The 24,918-nt window shown below is 63.4% G+C and carries 23 protein-coding genes and 1 pseudogene; 12 read left to right on the top strand and 12 right to left on the bottom strand.

The window, feature by feature from the left end; all coding sequences use genetic code 11:
• Window positions 1-53: 53 nt before the first annotated feature.
• Both HAQ05_RS10395 and HAQ05_RS10390 read right to left on the bottom strand, forming a co-directional pair.
• Window positions 54-944, bottom strand: coding sequence for a hypothetical protein (locus HAQ05_RS10395; protein ID WP_190420124.1), 891 nt, complete (start codon window positions 942-944; stop codon window positions 54-56).
• 222 nt (window positions 945-1,166) lie between these two features.
• Window positions 1,167-1,643: an N-acetylmuramoyl-L-alanine amidase gene (locus HAQ05_RS10390; RefSeq protein WP_202988055.1), complete on the bottom strand. Its 477-nt coding sequence runs from the start codon at window positions 1,641-1,643 to the stop codon at window positions 1,167-1,169.
• A gap of 256 nt (window positions 1,644-1,899) precedes the next feature.
• Here HAQ05_RS10390 and dnaX point away from each other — a divergent pair, with 256 nt between their 5' ends.
• The 5 genes from dnaX to HAQ05_RS10365 all read left to right on the top strand — a co-directional run bounded on the left by dnaX (window position 1,900) and on the right by HAQ05_RS10365 (window position 8,139).
• Window positions 1,900-3,939, top strand: a complete 2,040-nt coding sequence (gene dnaX, locus HAQ05_RS10385; protein ID WP_190420122.1) for a DNA polymerase III subunit gamma/tau — start codon at window positions 1,900-1,902, stop codon at window positions 3,937-3,939.
• 36 nt (window positions 3,940-3,975) lie between these two features.
• Window positions 3,976-4,302, top strand: a complete 327-nt coding sequence (locus HAQ05_RS10380; protein ID WP_190420120.1) for a YbaB/EbfC family nucleoid-associated protein — start codon at window positions 3,976-3,978, stop codon at window positions 4,300-4,302.
• Between the two features lie 381 nt (window positions 4,303-4,683).
• Window positions 4,684-6,318 (top strand): malate dehydrogenase (quinone), encoded by a 1,635-nt coding sequence (gene mqo / locus HAQ05_RS10375; protein WP_190420118.1) that lies wholly within the window; start codon window positions 4,684-4,686, stop codon window positions 6,316-6,318.
• A gap of 384 nt (window positions 6,319-6,702) precedes the next feature.
• Window positions 6,703-7,767 carry a hypothetical protein gene (locus HAQ05_RS10370; protein WP_190420116.1) on the top strand — a complete coding sequence of 355 codons (1,065 nt, stop codon included), beginning with the start codon at window positions 6,703-6,705 and terminating at the stop codon, window positions 7,765-7,767.
• A 132-nt stretch (window positions 7,768-7,899) separates the two neighbouring features.
• The gene (locus HAQ05_RS10365; protein ID WP_190420114.1) at window positions 7,900-8,139 is read left to right on the top strand and encodes a hypothetical protein; all 240 of its coding nucleotides are present in this window, start codon (window positions 7,900-7,902) and stop codon (window positions 8,137-8,139) included.
• A 140-nt stretch (window positions 8,140-8,279) separates the two neighbouring features.
• Here HAQ05_RS10365 and HAQ05_RS10360 read toward each other — a convergent pair whose 3' ends face one another.
• On the bottom strand, window positions 8,280-9,239 hold the full coding sequence (locus tag HAQ05_RS10360) for a PDR/VanB family oxidoreductase (protein WP_190420112.1): 960 nt from the start codon (window positions 9,237-9,239) through the stop codon (window positions 8,280-8,282).
• A 10-nt stretch (window positions 9,240-9,249) separates the two neighbouring features.
• The gene (locus tag HAQ05_RS10355) at window positions 9,250-10,281 is read right to left on the bottom strand and encodes an aromatic ring-hydroxylating oxygenase subunit alpha (protein ID WP_190420110.1); all 1,032 of its coding nucleotides are present in this window, start codon (window positions 10,279-10,281) and stop codon (window positions 9,250-9,252) included.
• A 135-nt stretch (window positions 10,282-10,416) separates the two neighbouring features.
• On the opposite strand from HAQ05_RS10355, the gene HAQ05_RS10350 reads away from it, so the two are divergent.
• The 4 genes from HAQ05_RS10350 (at window position 10,417) to HAQ05_RS10335 (ending at window position 12,954) form a co-directional block, all read left to right on the top strand.
• The gene (locus tag HAQ05_RS10350) at window positions 10,417-11,328 is read left to right on the top strand and encodes a LysR family transcriptional regulator (protein WP_190420108.1); all 912 of its coding nucleotides are present in this window, start codon (window positions 10,417-10,419) and stop codon (window positions 11,326-11,328) included.
• Between the two features lie 90 nt (window positions 11,329-11,418).
• Window positions 11,419-12,078, top strand: coding sequence for a M24 family metallopeptidase (locus HAQ05_RS10345; protein ID WP_338050189.1), 660 nt, complete (start codon window positions 11,419-11,421; stop codon window positions 12,076-12,078).
• Window positions 12,079-12,091: 13 nt separating this feature from the next.
• On the top strand, window positions 12,092-12,445 hold the full coding sequence (locus HAQ05_RS10340; RefSeq protein WP_338050188.1) for a gamma-glutamylcyclotransferase family protein: 354 nt from the start codon (window positions 12,092-12,094) through the stop codon (window positions 12,443-12,445).
• Window positions 12,446-12,525: 80 nt separating this feature from the next.
• The gene (locus HAQ05_RS10335; RefSeq protein ID WP_190420102.1) at window positions 12,526-12,954 is read left to right on the top strand and encodes a TOBE domain-containing protein; all 429 of its coding nucleotides are present in this window, start codon (window positions 12,526-12,528) and stop codon (window positions 12,952-12,954) included.
• Here HAQ05_RS10335 and HAQ05_RS10330 read toward each other — a convergent pair whose 3' ends face one another.
• The 6 genes and pseudogenes from HAQ05_RS10330 to HAQ05_RS10310 form a co-directional block, all read right to left on the bottom strand.
• Window positions 12,955-13,872 (bottom strand): bestrophin family protein, encoded by a 918-nt coding sequence (locus HAQ05_RS10330; protein WP_190420100.1) that lies wholly within the window; start codon window positions 13,870-13,872, stop codon window positions 12,955-12,957.
• 40 nt (window positions 13,873-13,912) lie between these two features.
• On the bottom strand, window positions 13,913-14,767 hold the full coding sequence (locus HAQ05_RS10325; protein WP_190420098.1) for a DMT family transporter: 855 nt from the start codon (window positions 14,765-14,767) through the stop codon (window positions 13,913-13,915).
• A 204-nt stretch (window positions 14,768-14,971) separates the two neighbouring features.
• Window positions 14,972-15,124, bottom strand: a pseudogene (locus tag HAQ05_RS28640) (transcriptional regulator); the annotation flags it as partial.
• Between the two features lie 36 nt (window positions 15,125-15,160).
• Window positions 15,161-17,446, bottom strand: coding sequence for an Orn/Lys/Arg family decarboxylase (locus tag HAQ05_RS10320; protein ID WP_190420096.1), 2,286 nt, complete (start codon window positions 17,444-17,446; stop codon window positions 15,161-15,163).
• The gene (gene potE / locus HAQ05_RS10315) at window positions 17,447-18,817 is read right to left on the bottom strand and encodes a putrescine-ornithine antiporter (RefSeq protein WP_190420094.1); all 1,371 of its coding nucleotides are present in this window, start codon (window positions 18,815-18,817) and stop codon (window positions 17,447-17,449) included. It abuts the gene before it with no gap.
• 152 nt (window positions 18,818-18,969) lie between these two features.
• The gene (locus HAQ05_RS10310) at window positions 18,970-19,293 is read right to left on the bottom strand and encodes a hypothetical protein (RefSeq protein WP_190420092.1); all 324 of its coding nucleotides are present in this window, start codon (window positions 19,291-19,293) and stop codon (window positions 18,970-18,972) included.
• 147 nt (window positions 19,294-19,440) lie between these two features.
• On the opposite strand from HAQ05_RS10310, the gene HAQ05_RS10305 reads away from it, so the two are divergent.
• Window positions 19,441-20,457, top strand: a complete 1,017-nt coding sequence (locus HAQ05_RS10305; RefSeq protein WP_190420090.1) for an NHL repeat-containing protein — start codon at window positions 19,441-19,443, stop codon at window positions 20,455-20,457.
• Here HAQ05_RS10305 and HAQ05_RS10300 read toward each other — a convergent pair.
• Window positions 20,454-21,527: an AbrB family transcriptional regulator gene (locus HAQ05_RS10300; protein WP_238935129.1), complete on the bottom strand. Its 1,074-nt coding sequence runs from the start codon at window positions 21,525-21,527 to the stop codon at window positions 20,454-20,456. The genes HAQ05_RS10305 and HAQ05_RS10300 overlap by 4 nt on opposite strands.
• 392 nt (window positions 21,528-21,919) lie before the next feature.
• Here HAQ05_RS10300 and HAQ05_RS10295 point away from each other — a divergent pair, with 392 nt between their 5' ends.
• Window positions 21,920-22,783 (top strand): TauD/TfdA family dioxygenase, encoded by an 864-nt coding sequence (locus HAQ05_RS10295; protein ID WP_190420086.1) that lies wholly within the window; start codon window positions 21,920-21,922, stop codon window positions 22,781-22,783.
• Window positions 22,780-23,850, top strand: coding sequence for an ABC transporter substrate-binding protein (locus tag HAQ05_RS10290; protein ID WP_190420084.1), 1,071 nt, complete (start codon window positions 22,780-22,782; stop codon window positions 23,848-23,850). The genes HAQ05_RS10295 and HAQ05_RS10290 overlap by 4 nt, the downstream gene beginning before the upstream one ends.
• On the opposite strand, the gene HAQ05_RS10285 is transcribed toward HAQ05_RS10290, so the two are convergent.
• Window positions 23,828-24,790: a LysR family transcriptional regulator gene (locus HAQ05_RS10285; RefSeq protein ID WP_190420082.1), complete on the bottom strand. Its 963-nt coding sequence runs from the start codon at window positions 24,788-24,790 to the stop codon at window positions 23,828-23,830. The genes HAQ05_RS10290 and HAQ05_RS10285 overlap by 23 nt on opposite strands.
• Between the last annotated feature and the right edge of the window lie 128 nt (window positions 24,791-24,918).

Below are 24,918 nucleotides of genomic sequence, written 5' to 3'. Positions count from 1 at the left end.
ATTCTCCCATAGCGGATATGCCCTGCGAGTTAGCCAGGGCAGAGCTGGGCGGCTCAGTCTTCAGGATAGAGCGGGGGCAAATCAGCCATGCCCTGGGCCCGGGCCTCCCGTAACGCAGAGGCATGTTGCTCATAGCGGTCCCGCGCAATGCTTTGTGTTGCAACCTGGGTAGCATCGTTTTCATCTTGATAACGAATGCCCAAGTTAGTCATCCCGTGAAGTTGCTTATAAAAGCGGCTGCCCGGTGCTTGGCTCAACTGCTTCAGCTCGTGATACGGCGGGGTCTGCTCGCTAGCATTTATGTGTTCGATGCGCTGATCGTCCAGTGCTTGCGCCATTGTGTCGAGTATTTGGTCCTCCGTTAGTGGAGCAGGCTGTGAAGGCATTTGTGCGGCAATTAACGCCCCCAGCGGCGGAAGCCTAGAATGTTGCAATAACATCCCGCCCGTTGACAGCACCGGCCAGTTCTCTGCTACCACCACGTCTCTGTCGGCGCGTTGGTCGCCAATCACATTGACCACATGGTCAAGGCCTGCCACTTGATGGGTATAAACAGGGCGCTCCAACCCCAGCATCGCCAATACCGCCTTGGTCACATCCGCGAGCTCTTCGCAGTTAATGCCGCCTGTTTGAAATGAAGCCTTGACTTGCCGTTGGGGGTCGTCGCGCAGTTCACGGGTTTTGATATACCGGGCGGCTACCACCCGCTGATAGTTTTCGCCTTGGCTTGCGACAAGCGAGGTTTGTTGATTACCGGGGCCATGGGGGAATGCTTCATGAATGAAGCCCAACGCTTCCCGGCAACGCTTGATGTCGCGCATTGCCACACTGCTGACCTGGATGGTTTGGCCGTGGTGGTTGCCCGGCAGTTTGTCCCATAATTTAACTGTTTCATCTGTGCCCGGCAGGGTGCTGCCGGTGTGACCACTCACCGTTGGAAACACGATACCTCTCCTTCTGTTAGCCGCTGGAGACCCTGGGTGGGCAGAGCGACAGAACGGTTCCTACCGCTTGTAGATAAAGTCGAGGCCGCGCTGCCAGCGATGCTTTGACCTCGTCGGTTTTGTGAGCCAGGCAGTTGGCCATGGTCAGTTGACGCCGCGGTGCCCAGCGGCACCGCGGCGCCACCTGTATCAGCAAGGCTGGCCATGCAGCGCTGCATGAGGCTACGCGCCCGCGGCCAGCCATTGGGCCACGTCAAAGCACGGGCAGGCCTTTACGAACTCATTGGCGCTAACCACCCCGTCACTGTTCGTGTCGGCCGAGAGGTCCCGGTGCCCGAGAATGCGCGCGGCCGGGTAACGGCTGTGCAGCTCGGCGAGCAAGCGCCGCAGGCAGGCCAGTTGCGCCTCGGTGTAGTTGGCGTGCGGTTTACCGGCGGCATCCACGCCGCCCACCAGGCAAACACCCACCGACACGGCGTTGTGCCCGGCGGCGTGGGCGCCGATGGCGTGTTCGGGGCGGCCGTTTTCCAACTTGCCGTCGCGGCGGATCACATAATGGTAGCCAATGCCTGCCCAGCCACGTTTGAGGTGCCAGGCGTTGATGTCGTGGGCCCCGATATCGGCGTGCGGGCCGGTGGCTGAACAGTGCACGACAACCAATGAAGTGCGCGTGCGGGCAGTGAGTTTAGGCTGGGCCATGGTCAGCATTCCTTGCGGTGAATGGCAGGGCATCACACCTCACCCCATAGCCAATACCGATTCGGAAACGTCTCAGGGGGCGCCGGGTGCCGTTGTAGCTTGCATTGGCAACGCGGGTACTGAACGCCCCCTACCATGCCTAGCCGGTCCGGCGGTGGGCCGGCGCCGCCCGGTGCTACCCATCGCCAAAGGCGGGTGCTTTTGAACCCTCGCTGCGCTAGGATGTGCGCCTTTACAACCGCTGTGATCAGGTTCGATGAGTTATCAGGTACTCGCTCGCAAATGGCGCCCACGTTCCTTCCGTGAAATGGTCGGGCAGGCGCACGTGCTCAAGGCCCTGATCAATGCCCTGGACAACCAGCGCCTGCACCATGCGTACCTGTTCACCGGCACCCGCGGCGTAGGCAAAACCACGATTGCGCGCATCATCGCCAAGTGCCTTAACTGCGAAACCGGCATTACCTCCGAACCTTGCGGGCAGTGCTCGGTGTGCCGGGAAATCGACGAGGGCCGCTTCGTCGACCTGATCGAAATCGACGCCGCCAGCCGCACCAAGGTCGAAGACACCCGCGAGTTGCTCGACAACGTGCAGTACGCGCCCAGCCGCGGGCGGTTCAAGGTGTACTTGATCGACGAAGTGCATATGCTCTCCAACAGCTCTTTCAACGCCTTGTTGAAAACGCTGGAAGAGCCGCCCCCCTACGTCAAGTTCATCCTGGCCACCACAGACCCGCAAAAATTGCCGGCGACCGTGCTGTCGCGGTGCTTGCAATTTGCACTGAAGAACATGAGCCCGGAGCGGGTGGTGGAGCACCTGCAGCACGTGCTCAGCGCCGAGCAGGTGCCGTTCGAGGTCGATGCCCTGTGGCTGCTCGGGCGTGCCGCCGACGGTTCGATGCGCGATGCCATGAGCCTGGCCGACCAGGCCATCGCCTTTGGTGAGGGCAGGGTGTTGGCGGCCGACGTGCGCGCCATGCTCGGCACGCTCGACCATGGCCAGGTGTTCGAGGTGCTCCAGGCGCTGCTCGATGGTGACGCCCGGGCGCTGCTGGTGGCTATCGCCGAGCTGGCCGAACAAGGGCCGGACTGGGCCGGCGTGCTCGCCGAGATGCTCAATGTGCTGCACCGCGTCGCCATTGCCCAGGCGCTGCCGGAGGCGGTCGATAACGGCCAGGGCGACCGTGACCGCGTGCTGGCCCTGGCCCAGGCACTGCCGGCCGAAGATGTACAGTTCTACTACCAGATGGGCTTGCTTGGGCGCCGTGATTTGCCCCTGGCGCCCGATGCCCGGGGCGGTTTCGAGATGGCCCTGCTGCGTATGCTCGCCTTTCGCCCGGCCGGTACCGGCGAGGCGCCCACGCCGCCCCGAGCGCTAAAGCCGATGGGGGCCAGCCCGGCCACGGCTGACCCCCAAGTGGCGGTGGCCACGGTGGTGAAGGCGACATCGCAACCCGTGGTTCCCCACGCTGCGCCGGCGCCCGAAGCGCCGGAAGCGCCGGAAGCGCAAATACCCGAGCACGAATTGCCCTGGAACGAACCTGTGGTTCCGGCCCCGGCCGCAGTATCGGCCCCGGTGGGCGTTGCGGTACTCGACACCCGCGCCGAAGCGCCACAACTGCCGCCGATGCCCGTGCCCACACCGGCGAGCGTGGTCCCGGCCGCGCCGCAACGTGAGCCGGAGCCTTCCCCGGACGACGAGTTGGACTACCCGCCCGCCGGCAGGTTGCGCGATGAGGACGTGCCGCCGGACGACGACTATTACGAAAATGGTTTTGGCGGCGACGCCGATGCCTCGGCCTACGGTTACCTCGACGAACTGGCCAGCCACGCCGCCGAGCCTGCCAGCGAACCGCCACTGGAGGCGGACCTGCCGCCGGCGCTGCCGGCCACGGGCCTTGCCCTGCAATGGCTTGAGCTTTATCCGAAGCTGCCGGTGTCCGGCTTGACCGGTAGCATCGCCGCTAATTGCAGCCTTGTCGCCGCCGACGGCGACCATTGGCACTTGCACCTGGACCCTGCCCAGGGGGCGTTGTTCAACGCCGCCCAGCAGCGCCGCCTCACCGAAGCGCTTAACCAGTACCTGGGCCGCAGCCTCACCTTGAGCATCGACCTGCAACGCCCTGCACAGGAAACCCCCGCCCGCGCCGCGGCGCGGCAACGGGTCGAGCGCCAGCAGTTGGCCGAGCGTTCGATCCAGGGCGACCCGTTGGTGCTGCAACTGATCCAGCAGTTCGGCGCGACCGTTCGCGCTGATACTATTGAACCTGTCGACGCCGCCCACAGCCAAAGCGAGTGATCGATTCAACACCCACGAACACGTAAGGTGACCCCCATGATGAAAGGTGGCATGGCCGGCCTGATGAAGCAGGCGCAGCAGATGCAAGAAAAAATGGCCAAGATGCAGGAAGAACTGGCCAATGCCGAAGTGACGGGCCAAGCCGGCGCGGGCTTGGTGAGTGTGGTGATGACCGGCCGCCACGACGTCAAGCGTATCAGCCTGGACGACAGCCTGATGCAGGAAGACAAAGACGTGCTCGAAGACCTGATCGCCGCCGCGGTGAACGACGCTGTGCGCAAAATCGAGCAGAACAGCCAGGACAAAATGAGCGGCATGACCGCCGGCATGCAATTGCCGCCTGGCTTCAAGATGCCGTTTTAAAGGTCGCCGGCCATCCTGGGAGCGGTAGGCCTCCTGCTGATCGCTCCCACGCGCGCCCGGTGTCTCGAACGGCGCCGGTAATGGCAATTTGTCAGTATCGGATATTGGTTATGCACGGCCGCTGCGCTACACTGCGCGCCCGGTAAAACAAGCCGTTGAGCGTGTGCCGGCCTATAGAGCCGGCCTTACCGGTGTGGCCGATGCCATGCAAGCCTCTGATTCCAAAGACTTCTAAAAACCAGCGGCGAGGACAGGTGAACCATGCCCCCCAGCTTTGTGTGCCCAGGATTCTTACACAGCGCGCCTGTAAACGCGCTGCGTTGGGCCGCCGCACCCTGGTGAAGGAGGGGGCAGATTATGCTCTAGCGATGGGATAACGAGATGTTGAAAAAAACCAATGGGGCGCTCTTGGCCCTGGCAGTTGCGGCGGCCATGGGGCCTGCGCACGCGGCCGAGGCCAACAAGGTCGATGTGCTGCTGATCGGCGGCGGCGTCATGAGCGCCACCCTCGGGGTGTGGCTCAATGAACTGGAGCCGGGCTGGTCGATGGAGATGGTCGAGCGCCTGGACGGCGTTGCCGAGGAAAGCTCCAACGGCTGGAACAACGCCGGTACCGGCCATTCGGCCTTGGCCGAACTCAATTACACGCCTGAAGGCAAAGACGGCAAGGTGACTATCCCCAAGGCCATCGAAATCAACGAAGCGTTCCAAGTCTCCCGCCAGTTCTGGTCGTGGCAGGTTAAGAACGGGGTGCTGAAGAACCCGCGCTCGTTCATCAATTCAACCCCGCACATGAGCTTTGTCTGGGGTGACGAGAACATCGCCTTCCTGAAAAAACGCTACCAAGCCCTGCAGGCCAGCCCGCTGTTCGCCGGCATGCAATACTCCGAAGACCCGGCGCAAATCAGGCAATGGGTACCGCTGATGATGGAAGGGCGCGACCCCACGCAGAAGGTCGCCGCGACTTGGACACCCATCGGCACCGACGTGAATTTCGGCGAGATCACCCGCCAGTTTGCCGGCTACTTGCAAAGCAAGCCGAATTTCACGATGAAGCTGTCCAGCGAAGTGCAACGCATCGAGCGCAACCCCGCCGGGGGCTGGCGCGTGGAATACAAGAACCTCAAGGACGGTGCGGTCAGCGAAACCGATGCCAAATTCGTGTTCATCGGTGCCGGCGGTGGCGCCCTACACCTGCTACAAAAGTCGGGCATTCCCGAAGCCAAGGATTATGCAGGCTTCCCGGTGGGCGGCTCGTTCCTGGTCACCGATAACCCGGCCATTGCCGAGCAGCACCTGGCCAAAGCCTACGGCAAGGCCTCGGTGGGCGCACCGCCGATGTCGGTCCCGCACTTGGACACCCGGGTGCTGGATGGCAAACGTGTGATCCTGTTTGGCCCCTTCGCAACCTTCTCTACCAAGTTCCTCAAGGATGGTTCGTACTTGGACTTGCTCAGCAGCACCACCCCGCATAACGTCTGGCCGATGCTGCGGGTAGGCATAGACGAATACCCGCTGGTGGAATACCTCGCGGGCCAACTGATGCTCTCCGACAACGACCGCCTGGCGGCGCTGCGCGAATACTTCCCTAATGCCAAGCAGCAAGACTGGCGCTTGTGGCAGGCCGGCCAACGCGTGCAGATCATCAAGCGTGACGAAGCCAAGGGCGGGGTGCTCAAGCTCGGCACCGAAATCGTCGCCTCGCAAGATGGCAGCATCGCCGGCCTGTTGGGCGCGTCCCCAGGTGCTTCTACCGCCGCGCCGATCATGCTCAGCGTGCTGGAGAAGGTGTTCAAGGACAAGGTCGCGACGCCGGCGTGGCAGCGGAAGATCCGCCAGATCGTGCCCAGCTACGGCACTAAGCTCAATGACGACCCCGCTGCCGTGCAGCAAGAGTGGAACGACACCGCCGAGGTGCTACAGCTCACCCCGCCGCCGGTGATCGGCATGGCTGCTCGCCCAGCCAGCCCAGCCCCGGCCCAGCCAAGCAACGCCGCGCAGGACATGGCCTTGTAACGCCCGCCCATGCCCACTGAAGGCCACCCAGCATTTGCTGCGTGGCCTTTTTATTTTCGGCCCAGGAGCACCCTTTGCCCGCCAATGAGTTTCGGGTGAATTTCGCAGAGGCCACCGCCCAGGAATGTTGGCTGCATGCTGGGTGATTGGGAACCGAGCGCACGCTTTCACCACTCATAAGGCTCTGATTTGGTCATGCCACCCAACCTAACCAGGATAAAAGGGATAGCACTATGGACCCCCATTCGTTCAGGTATCCATGCCGGGTATCAAGATGCCTCAGTACCCACTGGCGAACAGCCGGGGCCTTCAGGCTCCCAGGCCCAGCACGTTCACCCCAGCGCTCTATCGCTTGCCGGGCTGAGCCCTAACGCCCTATTAGCGTTGGACCAAGTTGAGCGACAGCCCGATGCCCATCATCAATTGTTTGCACTGTTGGCACGCAATGGCATCGCCGACGGAGCGCTGCAGATTCACACGAGCCAACAAACCGAAGCCAACTATAGGCAGCAGCTGAATGTGCCTGACGCGGGCCTTGCCGATCTAACGGTCCAAGCGAAATTGAACGACAAATCGCAATACGATATCGTTGGGATCACTTTGCATGTGCTTTCGTCTGGCAACACTGAATCCATAAGGCTGGGTGCACCCGCCCCGGCGTTAACCTCTGCAGCGCCGCAACCCATGGCCGATCGCCTGGCGGCTCAATCCTCGCGAGGCCAATTGACCCAGGCGCTGATCGGCCAAAGCGCTCCTCACGGATTCCCGCCGGCCCCCCAATCTTCGGCGGCGGGCCCGTCGGGCCCCGCGGTTTCCCACGATGCGGGCGTTCCCGCCATAAACGACGAACCCCTCTATGGCGTGCACACCCACGGGGCCGAGGCAGAGGTACGCTTTCTGAAAGAGCCGCCCAAAGAGGTAGCGCAAATGTGCAAGCTGGCCATAGATTTAATTGGCAAATCATTCCCGCCAGGCTTCAACCATATAGACTTTGATTTTTATGGTCGCGGAAATAACTCGCTCCGTGGTGTTACAACTTCAGACGGCAATAGATCGAAAGTATCAATCGGTTTGATCCCCAGCGACGACTGGGAAGATGATTATGAAATGCACGGGATGATTGCCTTCACGGCCTTCCACGAGGCGTTCTTGCATGCCCTGCCGGACCTGCGCACAGCCAGCCGCGGTGCGCCAGGCACCACGGAGCAACAAGATCACGACATCATTCTAATGCCGCCCGACGAAACTAATGCTCTTCATCAGGCTGTGAAGGCAGCCCTTCCGAGCATTCCAGAGCATATAAAGCAGTATTTTCTCGATGCCTATGTAGACGACGTCGGCGAGGAAAAATCCACAAACGATCGCGCCGATGAACAGGCCACGGAGCAATGGCATCAACAGCTTAGTGCCCATCTGAATAACCTGGACTCAGATTTCTGGCGCGGTTAGCCCGCACACGCGCCGCGGCCTCGGTAGCTACAATGCCATTGCAAAAGCCCACCGCTCAATGCCTTGATAGGAAAACGCGGAACTGCTGGCAGCGGTGTCGGCTCTGTTAATAAGATTACCCAGGAGCCTGTGATGAAATGCTACCTATGCGGCATGAACGCCCAACCGTTAAGCGACAGCGCCGCCGGGCAAGTGGTGCAATGCCCCGATTGCGGCGAATACCGCGTGTCCCAAGAAGTGCTGCGCGAATTGAACGAGCGGCAGTTCGATTACTTGCCGATGCGCGAAGCCCTGCATCGGCAGCGGCAAACCCAAGCCAGTGTGCTAGCCGATATCAACAGCCTCAACGCCATTTGGCGGCAACCCACATGACCGAGCGCAAACCACCCCCGGCGACGCCGCCACGGCCTGCGCCAGCCCATGATACGCCCGCGCACGCAACGGCCGAGGAGCGCGAGCGGCTTAAAAATTTCAACAAGGAGGGTATCCCGCCGGGGGCGGGCTGAGGCCGGCTACAAGTCGAGAACCAGCCTAGGTGACCGGCTTCGGGAACAGCACAGCGCCATTTGATTGTTCAGGGCCTGCTCAGCCTCGCTGAGTACCGCGTCGCAGTGCAACGGCTCGCCGGCTACCACGCCGGTCAAGCAGGCGCCGCAGATGCCCTGCTCGCACGACAACGACACGGCCACCCCAGCTGCCTGCAATACCTGCGCAATGGTTTCGCCGGCAGGTACCGGGTACACCGTACCGGTGGAGTTCAATTGCACTTCGAAGCTACCGGGTTCGGCGGGTGGCGCCGTGTCGCTGGCCGAGAAGGCTTCTGTATGGATGTGTTCATCGGGCCAGCCCCCTTGCAGCGCGCGCTGGCGAAACTGAGCCATGAACGGTAACGGGCCACACAGATAAAGGTGCGTGCCAGGCTGTGGCGGGTGCAGCTCGGCGGGCACGTAGGTTCTTGGGCTGCGCCCCAGGTTGCTGTGATGAAGCTGCACCTGCGCTGATGAAAACCGGCCAAGGTGCCCGCGCAGGGCAACGTCTTCAGCGCTGCGGGTGTAGTAGTGCAGTGAAAACGATTGCTGCTCCTGGGCCAGGTGTGCGGCCATCGACAGCAGCGGGGTGATGCCGATCCCCGCGCCGATCAGCACCGAGTGCTCGGCCGGGCGCAGGGCGAACAGGTTACGTGGCGTGGAGATTTCCAGTTCCGCACCCGCTGCCAGGTGCTCGTGGATAAAGCGCGAGCCGCCGCGCGACTGTGCCTGTAGCTTGACGCACAGCAGGTAGTGGCCGGTGTCGTGCGGCGCGTTGGCGATCGAATACTGCCGAACGATACCGCCTGGCAAGAACACGTCCACATGGGCGCCCGCGTCGAAGGGCGGCAGGCTGCCGCCCGGCTCAAGGGCTTCCAGCCGTATCCCTACGTTCGAGGCACCTTCGGCGCTGCGCTGCGCTACCCGTACTTTCAATCGCGCCATGACGTAGCCCTCAGCTCAGGAAGAATTGGCTAAGGCCCTGGCTACGCAGGCCCTTGCGGTAGGCGATGGAGCTCATGTCCGCGGGGATGTGTACTTCCAGCGCCGGGTCCAGCGGCAAGCGCTCGGGCTTTTGTGCTTCGACGATGGCACGGTCTTCTTCGAACACGCGCAAATTGAAGGCATGGCAGTCTTCTACCGGCAGGTCTTTGTCGAAATTGCGCGCAATCGGCGCAAACATCCGGGTCACCTTGGCCGACACCGGCGAGGCGGCATTCATGATCACCAAGCGGCCGTTTTCAGGAAAATGCACGGTCAGCGTGGCGGTGAACGGCAAGTGCACCTCGAAATGCCGCAGCCAGGTGAAGTCGGCCGGTGCCTTGCCATCGATGCCGATCGGGTAGTTGCCCACGGTGCTCAGGTAGCGCACTTCAAAGCCTTGCTCGGTAGGCGTCGGCCGGTAGGGTGGGATCTCCAGGTTGTTCGGGTCGCCAAAGGTGTCGGTGTGCACGAAGCCAAAATGCGCCACATCCAGGAAACCTTCCACTTGGCGGCCGGCGAACGCTTGCACCTCGAACGCTGGGCACACGATCTGCTGGAATTCCGGCTCGTCCCAATGGGGCATCTTCGGAATATCGACACCCTCGCCTTGTGGGTCGAGGCAGGTCCAGATCAGGCCGTAACGCTCCACGGCAGGGTAGGTGTACAACTGCATACGGCTGGGGATGGCTGCGTTCGGGCTGGCCGGCACTTTATTGCACTTGCCGCCGTGGCCAAAGCGCAGGCCGTGGTAGGGGCACACCACGCCTTGGCCGTCCGCCTGGCCCATGCTCAGCGGCACGCCGCGGTGCGGGCATACATCCCGGGCCACCACCAGCTCGCTGGCCACACGGTAGGCCACCAGCGGCTCATCGAGCAGCATGGCTTTGATGGGCTGTTCACCCACCACGCTGGCTTGGGCAATCGGGTACCAATGGGTGGCGAGGATGCGCCAATCGCTTTCGACGAAAGTGCACTGCAGGGGGAGCGTTCGGTCTTTGATCATGGCAAGCGGGCCTTATCCGGTGGCGGCAGGGTTCAGCAAGTGCGCTCTGGGGCGCCTTCGCCATGGACTTTATGAGCGCAGCGTGATGAACTCAAACATCGTTTTTTCACTAGCGCGTTGCAAAAAAGACAACACATGTTCCCCTTTTCGCGGTTTACCCGTTATTTTCTCGAGGTTGCCCAGCAGCGCAGCATCCGCCGGGCGGCCGAGGTGCTGCATGTTTCCGCCTCGGCCATCGACCGGCAGGTGCTCAGCGCCGAACGGGCGCTGGGCGTGCCGTTGTTCGAGCGCTTGCCTGGCGGCCTGCGCTTGACCAGCGCCGGTGAGCTGTTGCTGGCCAACGCCCGCCAATGGCAGAAAGACTTTGCCCGCACCTGTGAGCAGGTCGACGAAATGCAGGGTTTGCGCCGTGGCCATGTAGACATCGGCCTGATCGATGCCTTGAGTGAAGGCTTGGTGGTGGAAGCCGTGGCGGGCTTGATGCAGCGTTACCCGGGGCTGACGTTCGGCATGAAGGTAGCCGACAACCAGCAGGTCGCGCAGATGCTCGCCTCGGCCGAAGTGGATTTCGGCTTCATGCTCGATGCGGTTGCCAGCCCCGAGCTGGTGCTGCATGCCAGTACCGAAATCAAGGTGGGCATTGCCATGCCCACCGGCCACCCACTGGCCAGCAAAAAGCGCTTGCGGCTGAGCGAAACCCAGCACGAAACCGTGATTTTCCCAGCGGCACCGTTGGTGGTGCACAAGCACGTGCATGCGCTGTACCAGCATTTGCAGTTGGATGCGCGGCAGCGCGTGGCCTGCAACGACCTGCGTATGATGCGCTCGCTGATTCGCCAGGGCGTGGGTGTGGGCATGCTCTCGTGGCTGGATGTGGCCAGCGAAGTGCAGGCCGGCGCCATCGCCTTTGTGCCGTTGAGCGGCATCCACGTTAGCCACCCGGTGTTGTCGCTGTGCGTGGCGGCCCATCGGCAACTGCCCAAAGCCGCGTTGCTGGCGATGGCCGACATGCGCGAGCGGATGGCCCAGCTCGGCAGCGGGCCATGAGGGCCGCCGCTTATGGCGGTTTCTGCCAGTGTGCTATCGCTATATAGTGAGCAACATAGTGTGGGCCCTGGCGGCCCTGAGGAGACCCCCGTGAGTGCAGTGACCAAAGAGGCGGTGGGCGCGGCGTATAGCCTGGCGGCCATGCAGCACGCGCAAGCGATGACCTGGAGCGCCATCGAGCGCCTCGCCGCCCGGATCGCGCCCGGCATGCGCGAAACCGAGGCCCGTGCATTGGGCCAGCACGTGCTGGCCGAGCTCGATATGCAGCGCATCTGGCACCCCTTGCTGGTGCGCTTCGGTGCCAATACCTTGAAAACCTTCGGGCAGCGCTCCGACGGTGACCCGGTGCTAGGTGCCGACGATATCTTTTTCATCGACATGGGCGCCGTGTGGCAGGGCCATGAGGGTGATGCCGGGCACACTTTCACCACCGGCGATGACCCCCAACGGGCCGCCTGCGCCGCCGCCGCCAAGGCGCTGTTCGAGCGGGTTCAGGCGCGCTGGCAGCAGGGCCGTGTCAGTGGGGCGCACTTATACGATTACGCACAGGCGCAGGCCCGGGCGATGGGCTGGCGGTTGAATTTGGACATCAAGGGGCACCGCGTCAGCGATTTTCCACATTCGGTCCACCGTGGTGGCGACTTGGGCGATTTCGAGCAGTATCCGAACCCTGGCTTGTGGATTCTGGAGATCCAGATCGCCCACCCGAGTGAGCCCTATGGGGCGTTTTACGAAGATTTACTGGCTTGATAGGAGCGCCCCAGTGATCCCCCGCGAAGATTACCCCGTGCTGTTGTTTTCCTATGGCACCCTGCAAGACCCGGCGGTGCAATGGGCCAACTTTGGCCGTGCACTCACCGGGCAAGCCGACGAGATGCCCGGTTACGCGCAAAGTTGGGTCGAGATCACCGACCCGCAGGTGCTGGCAACCAGCGGCAACGCCCGCCATCCGATCGTTGCGCCGAGCACCGACCCCGATGCCCGGGTGGCCGGCACGGTGTTCCAGATCACCGAGCAGGAATTGGCCGCCGCGGACGCCTACGAAGTCAGTGACTACCGGCGGGTGTCGGTGAACCTGGCCTCCGGTGTGGCAGCATGGGTGTATGTGAAGGCCTGAGCCGTGCACGCTAGGGTGGTACTTACATACCGCTAATAGCGATGCTTCGCTATTTACCGATCCGATGAGGAATGCCTTGCATGAAAGTCAGCGCCCGAAACGTTTTCAAAGGCACCGTGAGCCAACTGCACCCCGGTGCCGTCAATGCCGAGGTGGTGCTCACCCTGGCGGGTGGCGAGCCGCTGGTGGCGGTGGTGACCCTGGCCAGTGTGCACAGCCTGGGGTTGGCCGTGGGTAAAGAGGCCCTGGCGCTGATCAAGGCGCCCTGGGTGATGTTGATGACCGACGCCAGCGGTATCCGCCTTTCGGCGCGTAACTGCTTGCAAGGCATCGTGACCCGGGTTAGCGAGGGGGCGGTCAACGCCGAGGTGGTGGTGCGATTGCCCGGCGGCACCGAGGTGTTTTCGATCGTGACCCGAGACGCGGTACAGGAGTTGGGCCTTGCCCCCGGGGTGGAGGCCACGGCGGTGATCAAGGCGTCGCACGTTATCATTGGTGTGCCGGCCTGATCACAACAGCACCCCGTCGCGCGGGTGTAGCGGGGCAGGGGCGGGCTCGTCGAGCAGTTCCAGCACGGCGATCTCCAGGTTGCGGCACATCGCGTCCAGCGGCAGGTCGTTTGGTTGTTTGTCGAACGGGTCGGCGATTTGGTCGCCCAGCGCGTCCAGGCCGAAGAAGGTATAGGCCAGCACGCACACCGCGACCGGCGTGAACCAGCCGATGCTGTCGACTAAGCAGAATGGCAGCAAAAAGCAATAAACGTGCACCACGCGGTGCAGCATCAGAATATAGGGGTAGGGGATCGGGGTGCCCTTGATCCGCTCGCAGCCACCGAGCACATACGACAACCGCGACAGCTGCTGGTCGATGTTCAGTTGCGCCGCCATGCCCCCTTCGGCACGATGGGCCGCGGCCATGTAGCGGCGGCCGAGTTCACCGAGCACCGCGTTGGGCAAGTTGTGCTTGGGTTGGCCCTGTGCGCCCGGGCCCTGGGCCAGCCACTGTTTGGCCCGCTCATCCTGCGGGTCGCCGCGCAGTTGGTTGCGCAGCGCCTGGGCAAAGGCCACCAGCCCTTCGGCCAACGACCGTCGCTGTTCAGGGGCAAGCCCCGGCAGCAGGCTGAGGCTTTGGCGGGTGAGGTTACGGCTCACGATCAGCAACTCACCCCACAAGGTGCGGGCTTCCCAAAAGCGTTGGTACGCGACCGTGTTCCTGAAGCCCAGGAAGATCGCCAGCGTCAACCCCCATAGGGTGAAGGGGGTGGCGGTGAGGATCACCTTGAAATGAAACAACGTACCGTGGATAGCCACCACCGCAGAACTCACCAGCATGGTGAACAGTACCTTGCGCCAAATGGCAGGGATGATCGAGCCCTTCAGCGAGAACAGCAAGGTAAGGGCCGACGGGGCTTGCGGGCGAATGATCAACGCTGAGTGTCCTTTGCGATACGGCGTTGCTACGGTGCCATCAACGGCCGCGGAACACCAGGCCCAACCCCAGCAAGATCGCCGCCATACCCACGATCGCCAGGCCACTGAGGGCGTTGCCCAGCACCAGGTAATCGAGCAGGGCGGTGACCACCGGCACCAGGTAGAACAGGCTAGTGACGTTGACCAGGTTGCCGCTGCCGATCATTCGATACAACAGCAACTGCGCACCCACTGAGATCGCCAACCCTAGCCACAGCATGGGGATGATGAACCCTGCCACCCATTCGACGTGAAAGGGCTTGAACGGCACGCAGGCCAGGCACATGGCCAGGCTGACCGCGTACTGCAGTGGCAGTGCCTGTTGCGGCGGCTGCTGCACGCGTTTTTGCAAGATGGCGCCGAAGGTCATACAGCCCAGCGCCAGCAGCGCGAAGGCAATGCCCAGTAGGCTCAGGTGCGCCTTGAGCACCCCTTGCAGCACCACCAGCGTGAGGCCGGCCAACGCCAACCCGAGCCCGAACAGCCGCTGCGACGAGGCGCGCCGCTCCACCAGCAGCAAGGTGAGGATCGGCTGCACGCGCAGCACCGTGGCCAGCATGCCCGGGGTAATGCCCTGTTCCAGGGCCAGGAAGTAGCAGATCGAATAGCCACCGATGAGCAAGGCGCCCGTGCTGGCCACCTGCGCGCGGCGCCCTCGTGGTGGCAACCACTGGCGGTAAAGCAACCCTACCAGGCCGAGCCCGGCCAAAGCGGCGGCAAAGCGAAAGGTCAATATGGCGAACGCGGAACTGTGGTCCAGCCCCCAGCGCGAGAAAATCGCCGCGCTGCCCCAAAGCAGCACGAACAGGGTGGTGGGGCCATACGCGGCCCAGGCGTTTTTAAAAAAGCGCATGAGGTACCTGCTTCGAATCGTCGAACGGCGCCCGGCCACGGGCTGGCGGCCGCGGCAAGCGGCGGGGCACGGGAACGGGCGGGGAAACGAAAGGGTCAGCGGCCGGGAGGCGGCGCGACCGAAGCAACTACCACGAAGCGCATGAAGGGCAAACCTGGGCGTTTAAGAGGGTGGCGTAAACGGTAAGTGTTTTTTCCGTAGGGTTCAAGCGCCCCCCAGGGATTCGTAAGGTATACGCAGGCCCCCGTGGAGCCGTTTGACCCTGCGCATGCTCAGTGGCCGATCACCATTGAGCACTTCCGAAACCCGGCCGCTTGGCCCGATGTATCGTGCGAGGTCGAGCCGGGTCAGGCCTTCGAGTACGAGCGAGCAACAGCTTTTTTCCTGGGGCGGTTATTTCAAACACAACACCCGATACGCCCCCGCCTGCACCTCGACCCCATGGGTGTCGTGGCCAAACCCCGGAAACAACTGATCGAACCGTTCCAGTGCGCGCAGGTAGCTGAGGTAAGGCCCTTGCGTCGGGCCCAGGTGTTCGCCGGGCATCAACAGCGGGATGCCCGGCGGGTAGGGCACCACTCCAGTGGCCACGGTGCGGCCTGCAGCCTGGTCGAGGGGCAGCAGCTCCACCTCGCCACGCACCAGTTGTTCGTAAGCCTGCGCGGGGCTTAGCCGCGCTTCGGGCAATTGGCTGAAGGCGCGGGCCATCGTGGCGGTGGTGCGTTCGGCCTTCATCGCCGCGAAAATGGCTTCGCACAGTTCACGCAGCCCCATCTGCCCATAGCGTGCCTGGTGGCCGCGGACCAGGTCGGGCAGGCACAGCTCCAGGTGCAGGTTTTCGTCGTAGTCGCGCTTGAAGTCGAGCAGGGCGTTGACCAATGTGCCCCATTTACCTTTGGTAATGCCGATGGAGAACAAGAACAGCAAGGTGAAGTCGGTGGTTTTCTCCACCACGATGCCCACCTCGCTGAGGTAAGCACTGACCACGCAGGCGGGGATACCAAAAGGCCCCAGCTCGCCGCTGTGGCCCACCCCGGGGGTGAGGATAGACACCTTGATCGGGTCGAGCAGGCAGTAGCCGGCTTCGATGTCGCCAAAACCATGCCAGGCTTCGCCGGGGCCGAGCAGCCAGTGCGCCGGGTCGCTTTTCAGGGCCTGCGGGTCCGCGTCGTGGAAGGCGGTGGTTTCACCTTCCACCTGGACCGTGGGCGGCTGCCAGCAACTGAAAAACCACTGCCCTTCGGCGGCGAGGTCGGCGTGCATGCGCGAGATCACCTGGCGAAACGAAATGGCTTCTTCGATCGATTCGTTAGTGAGGATCTGCCCATTGGGCGCTTCCATCATCGCCGAGCTCACATCGCACGAGGCCATGATCGCGTAGTTGGGCGAGGTCGAGGCGTGCATCATGAATGATTCGTTGAAGCGCCCATGGTCGATGGCGTTGCGGCCGTTGCGCACATGGATCATCGAGGCTTGCGACAGCGCCGCCAGCAACTTGTGGGTAGACTGGGTAGCGAACACCGTGGGCTTTGTGTCGTCATGCTCGGCCGGGTCGCCATGCATGGCGAAGCGGTCGCGGTACAGTGGGTTGAAGCGCGCATAGCCGTACCAGGCCTCGTCGAAGTGCAACCGGTCGACGCTCTGGCCGAGCAACTGCTCTACCCGGCCTACGTGGTAGCACAGCCCATCGTAGGTAGAGTTGGTGATGATCGCATGCCGGGGGGCAGGGTCGACCCCATCGCCAACCAATGGGTTGGCGGCGATGGCGGCGGCCACGGCCGGCGCGGCCAGGGTTTGCGGCAGGATCGGCCCGATGATGCCGTAGCGGTTGCGGGTGGGCAGCAGGTAGGTGGGGATGGCCCCGGAAAGGGTCATCGCGTGCTCAGCCGACTTGTGGCAATTACGGTCGCACAGCGCCACTTGGTTGCGGGTGACGCTGGCCATCAGGATCACCCGGTTGGAGGTCGACGAGCCGTTGGTCACATAGTAGGTGCGGTGCGCACCGAACACCTTGGCTGCATAGCGTTCACCCTGGCCGATCGGGCCGCTGTGGTCGAGCAGCGAGCCCAACTCGCTCACCGAAATAGAAAGGTCCGAGCGCAGCAGGTTTTCCCCGAAATATTCATAGAATGCGCGGCCCGCGGTACTTTTCAGAAACGCCGTGCCGCCGGCGTGGCCGGGGGTGTGCCAGGAATATTCGTATTCCCGGGAGAACTTCAGCAGCGCGCTGAACATCGGCGGCAGCACTGCCTGGCGATAGCGCTCTATCGCCGCCAGGATGCGCCCGCTCAAAAAGGCCGGGGTGTCTTCCGGCAGCCAGATGAAGTCATCGGCGTGCTGCATCACCACCAGCGGTACATTGTTGGCGGTGCTGCGGTCACTGATCAGGAACACCGGCACCCGCGTGTTGCGTTCGCGCAAGTTCTTCAGCAGGCCGATGCAGTGTTGCTGGCCTTCGCTGTCGTCCAGGCCCCAGTTGAGCAGCAGGCACTGGATGGCCGGGTCGGATTTCAGTATGGCCGTGGCATCGCTGAGGGATTCGGACAGCAATACGCTGATATCACGTTCTTCGACGCCCGCGATCAATTGGCCCAGGGCCCGGCCGAATACGGTGCGTTTGTCCGGGGCCGCGCTGACCAGCAGCGCGAGCATGCCAAGGTTGCGTTTATCATCACTCATTCAAGGCTCCTGGGTCACGGGCGTGCCGTGGCGGGCGCTAGTGGTCTGCACCGGCACACGCAGCACACCCTGGGCTTCTAGCCGCATCAAACGAATATTGACCGTGCCGAACAGCGAGTAGCCGAAAATAGTTGCCAGCCCGCCCATCATCAGCGCCTGTTCACCGCTGCTGTACAGCGCCAGGTAGCTATAAGCCGCTGCCAGCCACGCCACCGCATTGCTCACCAACGCTTGGCGCGGGGGTACGTTGCTGACCTGTTGCAGCGTCGCCAGCGCGGCCATCGACAAGATATACGGCACCAGGTTGGTGACCACCGCGAGGTTGACCAACACATCGAACTGTTTCGAGAGGTCAGGGCTGATGGTCAGCAACGCCATGACGGTTTGCAACGCCAACAACACCAGCATGCCCACGATCGGTGTGCCGGCGCGGTTCACCTTGGCGAACATCGGCAGGAAGTAACCGGTGTCGGCCGAGCTTTTGAACACCTGGGCGATGGTGAACTGCCAACCCAGCAGCGAGCCAATGCAGGCCAGCACCATTGCCGCCATCACCGCGTTGCCGACCAGGGGGTTGAACATCTTCGCGAACGCCAGGCCGAACGGCGCGGTAGACGCCACCAGTTCCGGGTTGCTAACGATGCCGGCGATCACGTTGGTCGAGACGATGTAGATCACCGCCGCGCCCAGGGTGCCGCCGAGTACGGCAATGGGCACGTTGCGCTCGGGGTTTTCCACCGCATCGGTGTTGGCGCACGCCGACTCCAGCCCTAAAAAGGCCCACAGGGTAATCGACACCGAAGCCCCAGCGGCGTCGTACCAGGGCAGCGCATGGGGGTTCCAACCCGCGGCATACAGGGCAGGCTGGAACCAGAACCAGCCCAGGGTGCACATCACCAGCACCGGTGCGATGACCCCCCACACCGTCACCGCGCCAATGCGGCCGGTAATATGTGCCCCGCCAAAATTGGCCACGGTGGTCAACCAGAGCAGGGCGATGGTCAGCAGGGTGATCTGCAGGGCGCTCAACGTGAGGCCCAGCAGCACTTGCAGGTAGCCCACGGCGGTGATGGCGATGGCCACGTTGGCGATCAACAACGACAAACCGTAGGTGTAGTTGGTGAGGTAGTTGCCGCCCTTGCCGAAGGTATACTCGGCATAGCCGCCCATGCCGCCCGCCTTGCGGCTGAGCATGCCACAGCGGGCGAAAGCGTAGGCCAACGCCAGCGAGCCGGTGGCCGTGATCAGCCACGACAAGATCGAAATCCCGCCCACTTCGGCCAGTTTGGTCGGCAGCATCACGATGCCGGAGCCGAGCATGTTCACCGCGGTGAGCATCGTCAACTGCATGACGCTCATCTTCCTGGCCATGGCGTAACCCTTCCTCGTGTGTAAAGGGGTCGAGCATAGACCACGGGCTGTGGGCGGGCCAGCGAGCGGGGTGGCCCGCCCCACTGCGTGATGAACCCTTCTGCACCCAGTGGCTGCCTGGGGTGTGCGGGGGCGATAGGGGTGGGCCCGGTTCAGACGAAGCGCTGGCGCACCTTGCTGCGTGGCAGCCGGCAATGGCTGTTCATCTCACCCAGGCGCTGGCGCCAGGCGGCGGCCACACTGAAGCCTGGGGCTGTTGCGCTGGCCTGCGCAGGGGCCGCAACGGGCTTGGGCTTGCGCAGTTCGGCCAACGACGGGGTGGCTCTTTTCACCGCAGCGGTGGCCGGTACCGGCTTGCCCAATGAACGCTGGCAGCGCTTGCACGACACCTCGGCGGTGTTGCCGCTGCTGCTTAAAGTCGCGCCGCTATGGCCGCAGGCGCTGTGTTGGCCGTTGGTGGAATAGTGGATAACCAAGGCTGAATCTCCAAAGCATTGAAACGGCGCGCATTTTTGCACATTTTCGAGCGGTGTGGGCGGGGCTGCGGTAAACCCGATGAAACGCCTGTAGCGGGATAGCGTTCTTAAGCAGACCTTTATCGCAATGCCTTCCGGGAGGTCGCCATGCAATCATTCAGCCGCCGCCGAACCCTTCAGTGGCTGGGCGCCACGGCCACCGTGCCGCTGTGGCCGGGCGCATTTGCCGCTGAAGGGCCGGGCGGCACACTGGTGCTGGTGGAAAAAGAAGCACCGGCCTTGAGCTTTTACCGCCTGCCAGGCGGTGAGCCGTTAGCCAGCCTGCCGATGCCGGAGCAGCCCCATGAAGTGGTGGCCAGCGCCGACGGGCGCTGGGCCTTCGTGGCGCAATACGGGGTGGCCAAATGGGCCGCACCCGGCGAGGGCGGGCACCAGGTGGTGGTGGTGGACCTCAGCGCCCAGCGCATCGCCCGCAACCTGGACCTGACACCCTATGGCCGCTTGCATGGCATTCGCATGGACGCTGCCGGGCGCCTGTATGTGCTCAGCGAAGCCGCCTCGGTGCTAATTCGCTTCGATAACCCCGCCCAGGATCAGTACCCCAGCCAGATCGTGCCGGTGGGCGGCACCCGTAGCCATTATTTGGTGCTCAGCCGCGACGGCCGCCGCGCCTACGTATCCGACACGTTGTCGGGCATGGTGATCATGCTCGACCCGCACGACCCCACGTTCAGCCCGATCAAGCGCCTGGCCGGGCAAGCACCGGAGGGCGCATGCTTGAGCCCGGATGAAACGGTATTTTACGTGATCGATCGCTACCAGGGGTTGTTGCAGGCGTTCGACGCCGGCACCCTGGCGCCACGCGCCCAACAGCGGCTGCGCGGTGAGGCCGTGCGGGTGGTGGCATTACCCGACGGCCGCCTGGTGGTGGCCAACCAGGCCGACAAAAGCTTGTCTTTGCTGCGCCCCGATACCCTCGCCGAGGAACGCCACCTGCCGCTGGAGGCCGCCGCCCCTGGGCTGAACCTGGCGCCGGGCGGGCACACCTTGTACGCCTCGCTCGAAAGCGACAAAGTGGCGATCATCGATATAGCACGCTGGCAGATCAGCGGGTTTTTCCCCACCCGCCATGCCCCGGACGCAGCAGCGGTATTGCCTACTTAACGGCGGGTAAGGCGCACCACCTGGCGGGCGATGAATGCGCCGGTGAGGATCACCCCGAACAAGCGGATGGTTTGCATCGCCAACACCAGGCCGATGTCCGAATGGGTATCGACCGCGATGATCGCCATCGAGTCTAGGCCGCCAGGGCTGGTGGCCAGGTACATCGAGAGAAAATCCTTGTGCATCAGGTGTGCCAGGCCCCAGGCCAACAGTGCGCAGAGCGTGATCAACAGCAGCGAGCCTGCCACCATTGCCGGCAACCGGCGCCACACGTAGGCCAAGGTCGGGCGGTCGAAGCGCAGGCCGATGTAGCAGCCGATGGTGCCGTAGGCCAGGGCCAGCAACCACCCGGGTAACTCGACCGGCAGCAGCCCGGCCAGTTGCAGGGTGCCGCCCAGCAGCATCGGCACCAGCAACGCCCCGGCAGGCAACCAATTGCCCAGGCTTACGCCGGCCACCAGCACCACCAGGTTCAGCAGCAGGGTGGTCAATTGGGGCGTGCCCAATAGCATGGCGGTGCCCTGGCTGTTGCCGGCGCCGCCATCGACCCCCAGCAACCGGCTGACGAAGGCGCCCACCACCACTACGCACACCACCCGCACATACTGCATGGTGGCGACCACTCGCGGGTCGGCACCGTTGTCTTCGGCCATGGCCACCATCGCCGACGCGGCCCCGGGCGAGGTGCCCCAGGCCGCCGTGCTGCTGGTGATACCGCCGAAGCGCACCATCGCCAGCGCCACCACGGTGCTCAACAGCACTGTAAGCAGCGTGGCGGCCAACATCACCGGCCAGGACTGCGCCACGGTCGCCATCACCGCCCAACTGATCGAATGGGCCACCAGCAAGCCCACGCACCCCTGGCCCAGGCGGAAGGCCTGGCGGTGAATGCGCAGCGAAACACCGCTGGCACCCATGGCGATACCCACCAGCATGGGGCCAACGAATTGCCCGGCGGGCAGGTGGAAATGCTTGAGCAATTGGCCGGCGCAACCGGCCAGCACAATGAGCACCAGCCATTGCAGGCACAAAGGCCAGGCCTGGGGCGATAACGTGGGGGCGGGGGGCAAGGTGTCTATCTCCGGGCCTGGGCAAAGGGCCAAGCTTGCCGCCATTATCACCGCTGCGATCAATTCGGTCTATTTGCTAAAAGGAATGAATTGATCGATAACAGCAATGGATTGCCCTGCCGGCATAGCGCTGGGCTGCGCGCCCCCAGGGGCCTGTTACCCGTGAGAGGCAATGGCGCTCGGATCAAAACGGGATCGTGTCGCGCAAGTGGCGTAACTCAACATTGGCTCAGGCGACTGAGCGATGCTTTTCAACCGTTCCGTAAAAAGCGCAATTGTGTCCGGGCCTGACACGCGTTACGCATGGCACCCAGACCTGCAATGCATTGGCCTTGCTCATTACGCTCTGTTTAGAGTGGCGGCCGATTGCCTTACCTTGCAGGAGCCAGACCATGACCCGCCAAGCCCCCTGGACGCTCGAGCGGCTGACCCCGCACCTGGGTGCCAGTGTCAGCGACATTCAACTGCATGCCCTTGATGATGTGCAACTGGCGCTGCTGCAAGCCAGCCTGGTGGAGCATAAGGTGTTGTTCTTTCCCAACCAGCAGTGGACCGCCCGACAACAGCGGGATTTTGCCGCACGCCTGGGTGAGTTGCATGTACACCCCACCTTCGAGGCCCACGCCGATGCCGATGAACTGGTGGTGTTCAATTATGACGAAACGCGAAAGGGGGCCAACGACACCTGGCACGCTGACGTGACGTTCGGCGAGCGCCCGCTCAAGTACGGCGTGCTTCATGCGGACGCCATTCCAGCGCTGGGCGGTGACACGCTGTGGGTCGATACCGAGGCAGCCTTCGCCGCACTGTCGGCGCCACTGCGCAACCTGTTGCAAGGCCTGGACGCTATGCACAGCGTGCTGCCAGCCATGGGGTACCCGGCGTTGATCGAGCAGCCTGGCTGGCTTGAGCGGCTGCAGCGCCTGCCAGCGCCTAGCCGTCACCCCGTGGTGCGGATCCATCCGGTGTCCGGGCGCCCCTCTTTATTCGTCAATCAGGCCTTTACCTCGCACATCATCGGCTTGCAGCCGGCCGAATCGCAGGCGTTGCTGGCGCTCTTGTTTCGCCATCTGGAGAGCCCACAGTTCCAGGTGCGCTGGCGCTGGCAGGCCAACTGCGCGGCGATCTGGGACAACCGCAGCACCCAGCATCTGGCGGTTTCCGATTATTTTCCGGCGGTGCGCCAGGTCCGCCGCGCCGCCGTGCTGGAAGACAGCCGGCCGCAACCGGCAGCTGCTCGGGAGGGCACCCTATGATCACGTCATGGTGCAAGGCACTGGTCGCCACCTTGCTTCTGAGCGTCACCGTCGTCCACGCCGAGACCGCCCCCGCGGTGATCCGCATCGGCGTCCCGGACCTGAGTACCAATGCCAAGCCCTATGCCCCCGGCCTGCTGGGCATCGTCCAACAGCGCCAGCAGTTGGAGCAGGCATTCGCCGCCGGCGGTACGCGCATCGAATGGCGGTTTTTTCGCGGCGCGGGCCCGGCCATCAACGAAGCCTTCGCCAACGGCCAGTTGGATTTTGCCGCGCTGGGCGATCTGGCGGCGATCATCGGTCGCGCCAGCGGGCTGGACACCCGGCTGCTGATGGGCATGCGGGGCACCCATCTGTTTTTGGCCAGCACACCGGAAGCGGCGATCCACAGCGTCGCCGACCTCAAGGGCAAACGCATCGCGCTGTACCGTGGTACCGCCGACCAGCTGTCGTTCGACCGCGTACTGGCCGGCGCCGGGCTTAGCGAAAAAGACCTGCAAATCATCAACCTTGATTGGACCGCCGCCGCTGCCGCGCTGCTGGCCGGGCAAGTGGACGCCACTTGGTCCAACCTCAACCTGCTCAAGCTGCGCGACCGTGGTATCGAGATCAACCTGAGCACCAAGAGCCTGCCGCTGTTGGCCACGACCCAGGGCGGGGTGGTGGCCAGCCAGGCGTTTTTGAGTCAGTACCCAGAGGCCACGCAGCGCGTCGTCGACCAACTGGTGAGCGACGCCGTTTGGCTCCAGCAACCTGAACACTACGAGCAGTACCTGGTGGAGCAGGAGCAGGTCAGTGGTATCCCTGCCGCCTTGGCGCGGGAAGAGAGCGCTGGCGCCGATCTGACATTTCGCTATTCGCCGCGGTTCGACACCTTCCTGACCGCCAGCTTCAGCCAAAGCATCGAGCAGGCCAAGGCGCTGGGCTTGATCCGGCGGCCCTTCAAGGTGGGCGAATGGTTCGCGCCGCAGTTCGTCGAAGCGGCCTTGCGCAAGCAGTCGCTGCAAGCGCTATGGCCAGATTACGACGAACAGGGACGGGCGATCACAGCGCCAGCTGGTTCGTAAGGTTGTAGGCAGCCTTGCCTGGCGTTGTTTCAGGCAGGCTGTCGTCGGCGTCCAGCAGGGCTTCGATCATGCACCGGGCGGCTTCGGACAGCGGCTGCTCGGAGCGCTGAACGATGCCGAGGCAGGCGCCGCCATCTTCAAACAGCGGCGGTTCGTCGGTGCAACGTAGCCAGTGAAAATGCCCGCTCTGAACCAAAGGTTCGATCATCTCCTGCGGCGCGATCGCCACCGCATCCGAACGCCTGACGATCTTGCCCAGCAGGTCGTTATAACTTGTCTCCATGTTCACCGCTGGGCCCTCCAGGCCCCAGCGTTGATTGAGGGCGGCGAGCAATTCCTTGGGTAGCATCGAGGCCACGCGTGGGTAGTGGGCGATTTGCCCGAACGACGGTTCGGCCAGCGCCGCCAGCGGATGCCCGCGGCGGCAGAACACCCCAAACCGGCGAAAACGCAAAGGCCGCACCAAGTGGCGGGTGCCGATTTCCATATGGCGCAGATCGGCGATCAAGAAGCTGATCTCACCCTCGTCCAGCAGCGCTAGCAGGGTAGACGGCTTGTCTACCTTGAGGTCCACGGTAGCGCGCGGAAAATGCCCCAGGAACGTCGCCAAGGCGTCGGGTACCAGCCGCGCGATCACCAGCGGCCCGGAGCCGAAGCACAGGCTAGCGCCGTCGCCGGGCAGGGCGCCGGCGCCAAGGCTGTCGCGCAGGTGGTTGGCGTCGGCCAGCAAGCGCGCGGCGCGCAGGTACAGTTCTTCACCTTTTTTGGTCAGCCCCACGCCGCGGCTGCTGCGCTGCACCAACGAGCAGCCCAGGTCGCTCTCCAGGCCTTGGATGCTGCGGCTGAAGGCTGATTGGGTGATGCACGCCAGCTCGGCCGCGCGGGTGAAATTGAGCTGGGTCGCCAACGCCATGAAATGGCGCAGCTGTCGTAAATCCATGTTCAGTCCTTTAAGTCATGGCGTTGATGCGATTAACGAATTTCTCAGGCGCACCGCGCATTGATACAAAGGCCGCCGACGTCTTTGCGCAACCCATTCGGGCGGCATTATCCGGCCCGCCCCAAACC

It is taken from the genome of Pseudomonas typographi, from assembly GCF_014694385.1.
GTDB lineage: Bacteria > Pseudomonadota > Gammaproteobacteria > Pseudomonadales > Pseudomonadaceae > Aquipseudomonas > Aquipseudomonas typographi.
The sequence above is the reverse complement of the archived record's forward strand: the minus strand, read 5'-3'. Positions and strand labels throughout refer to the sequence as shown.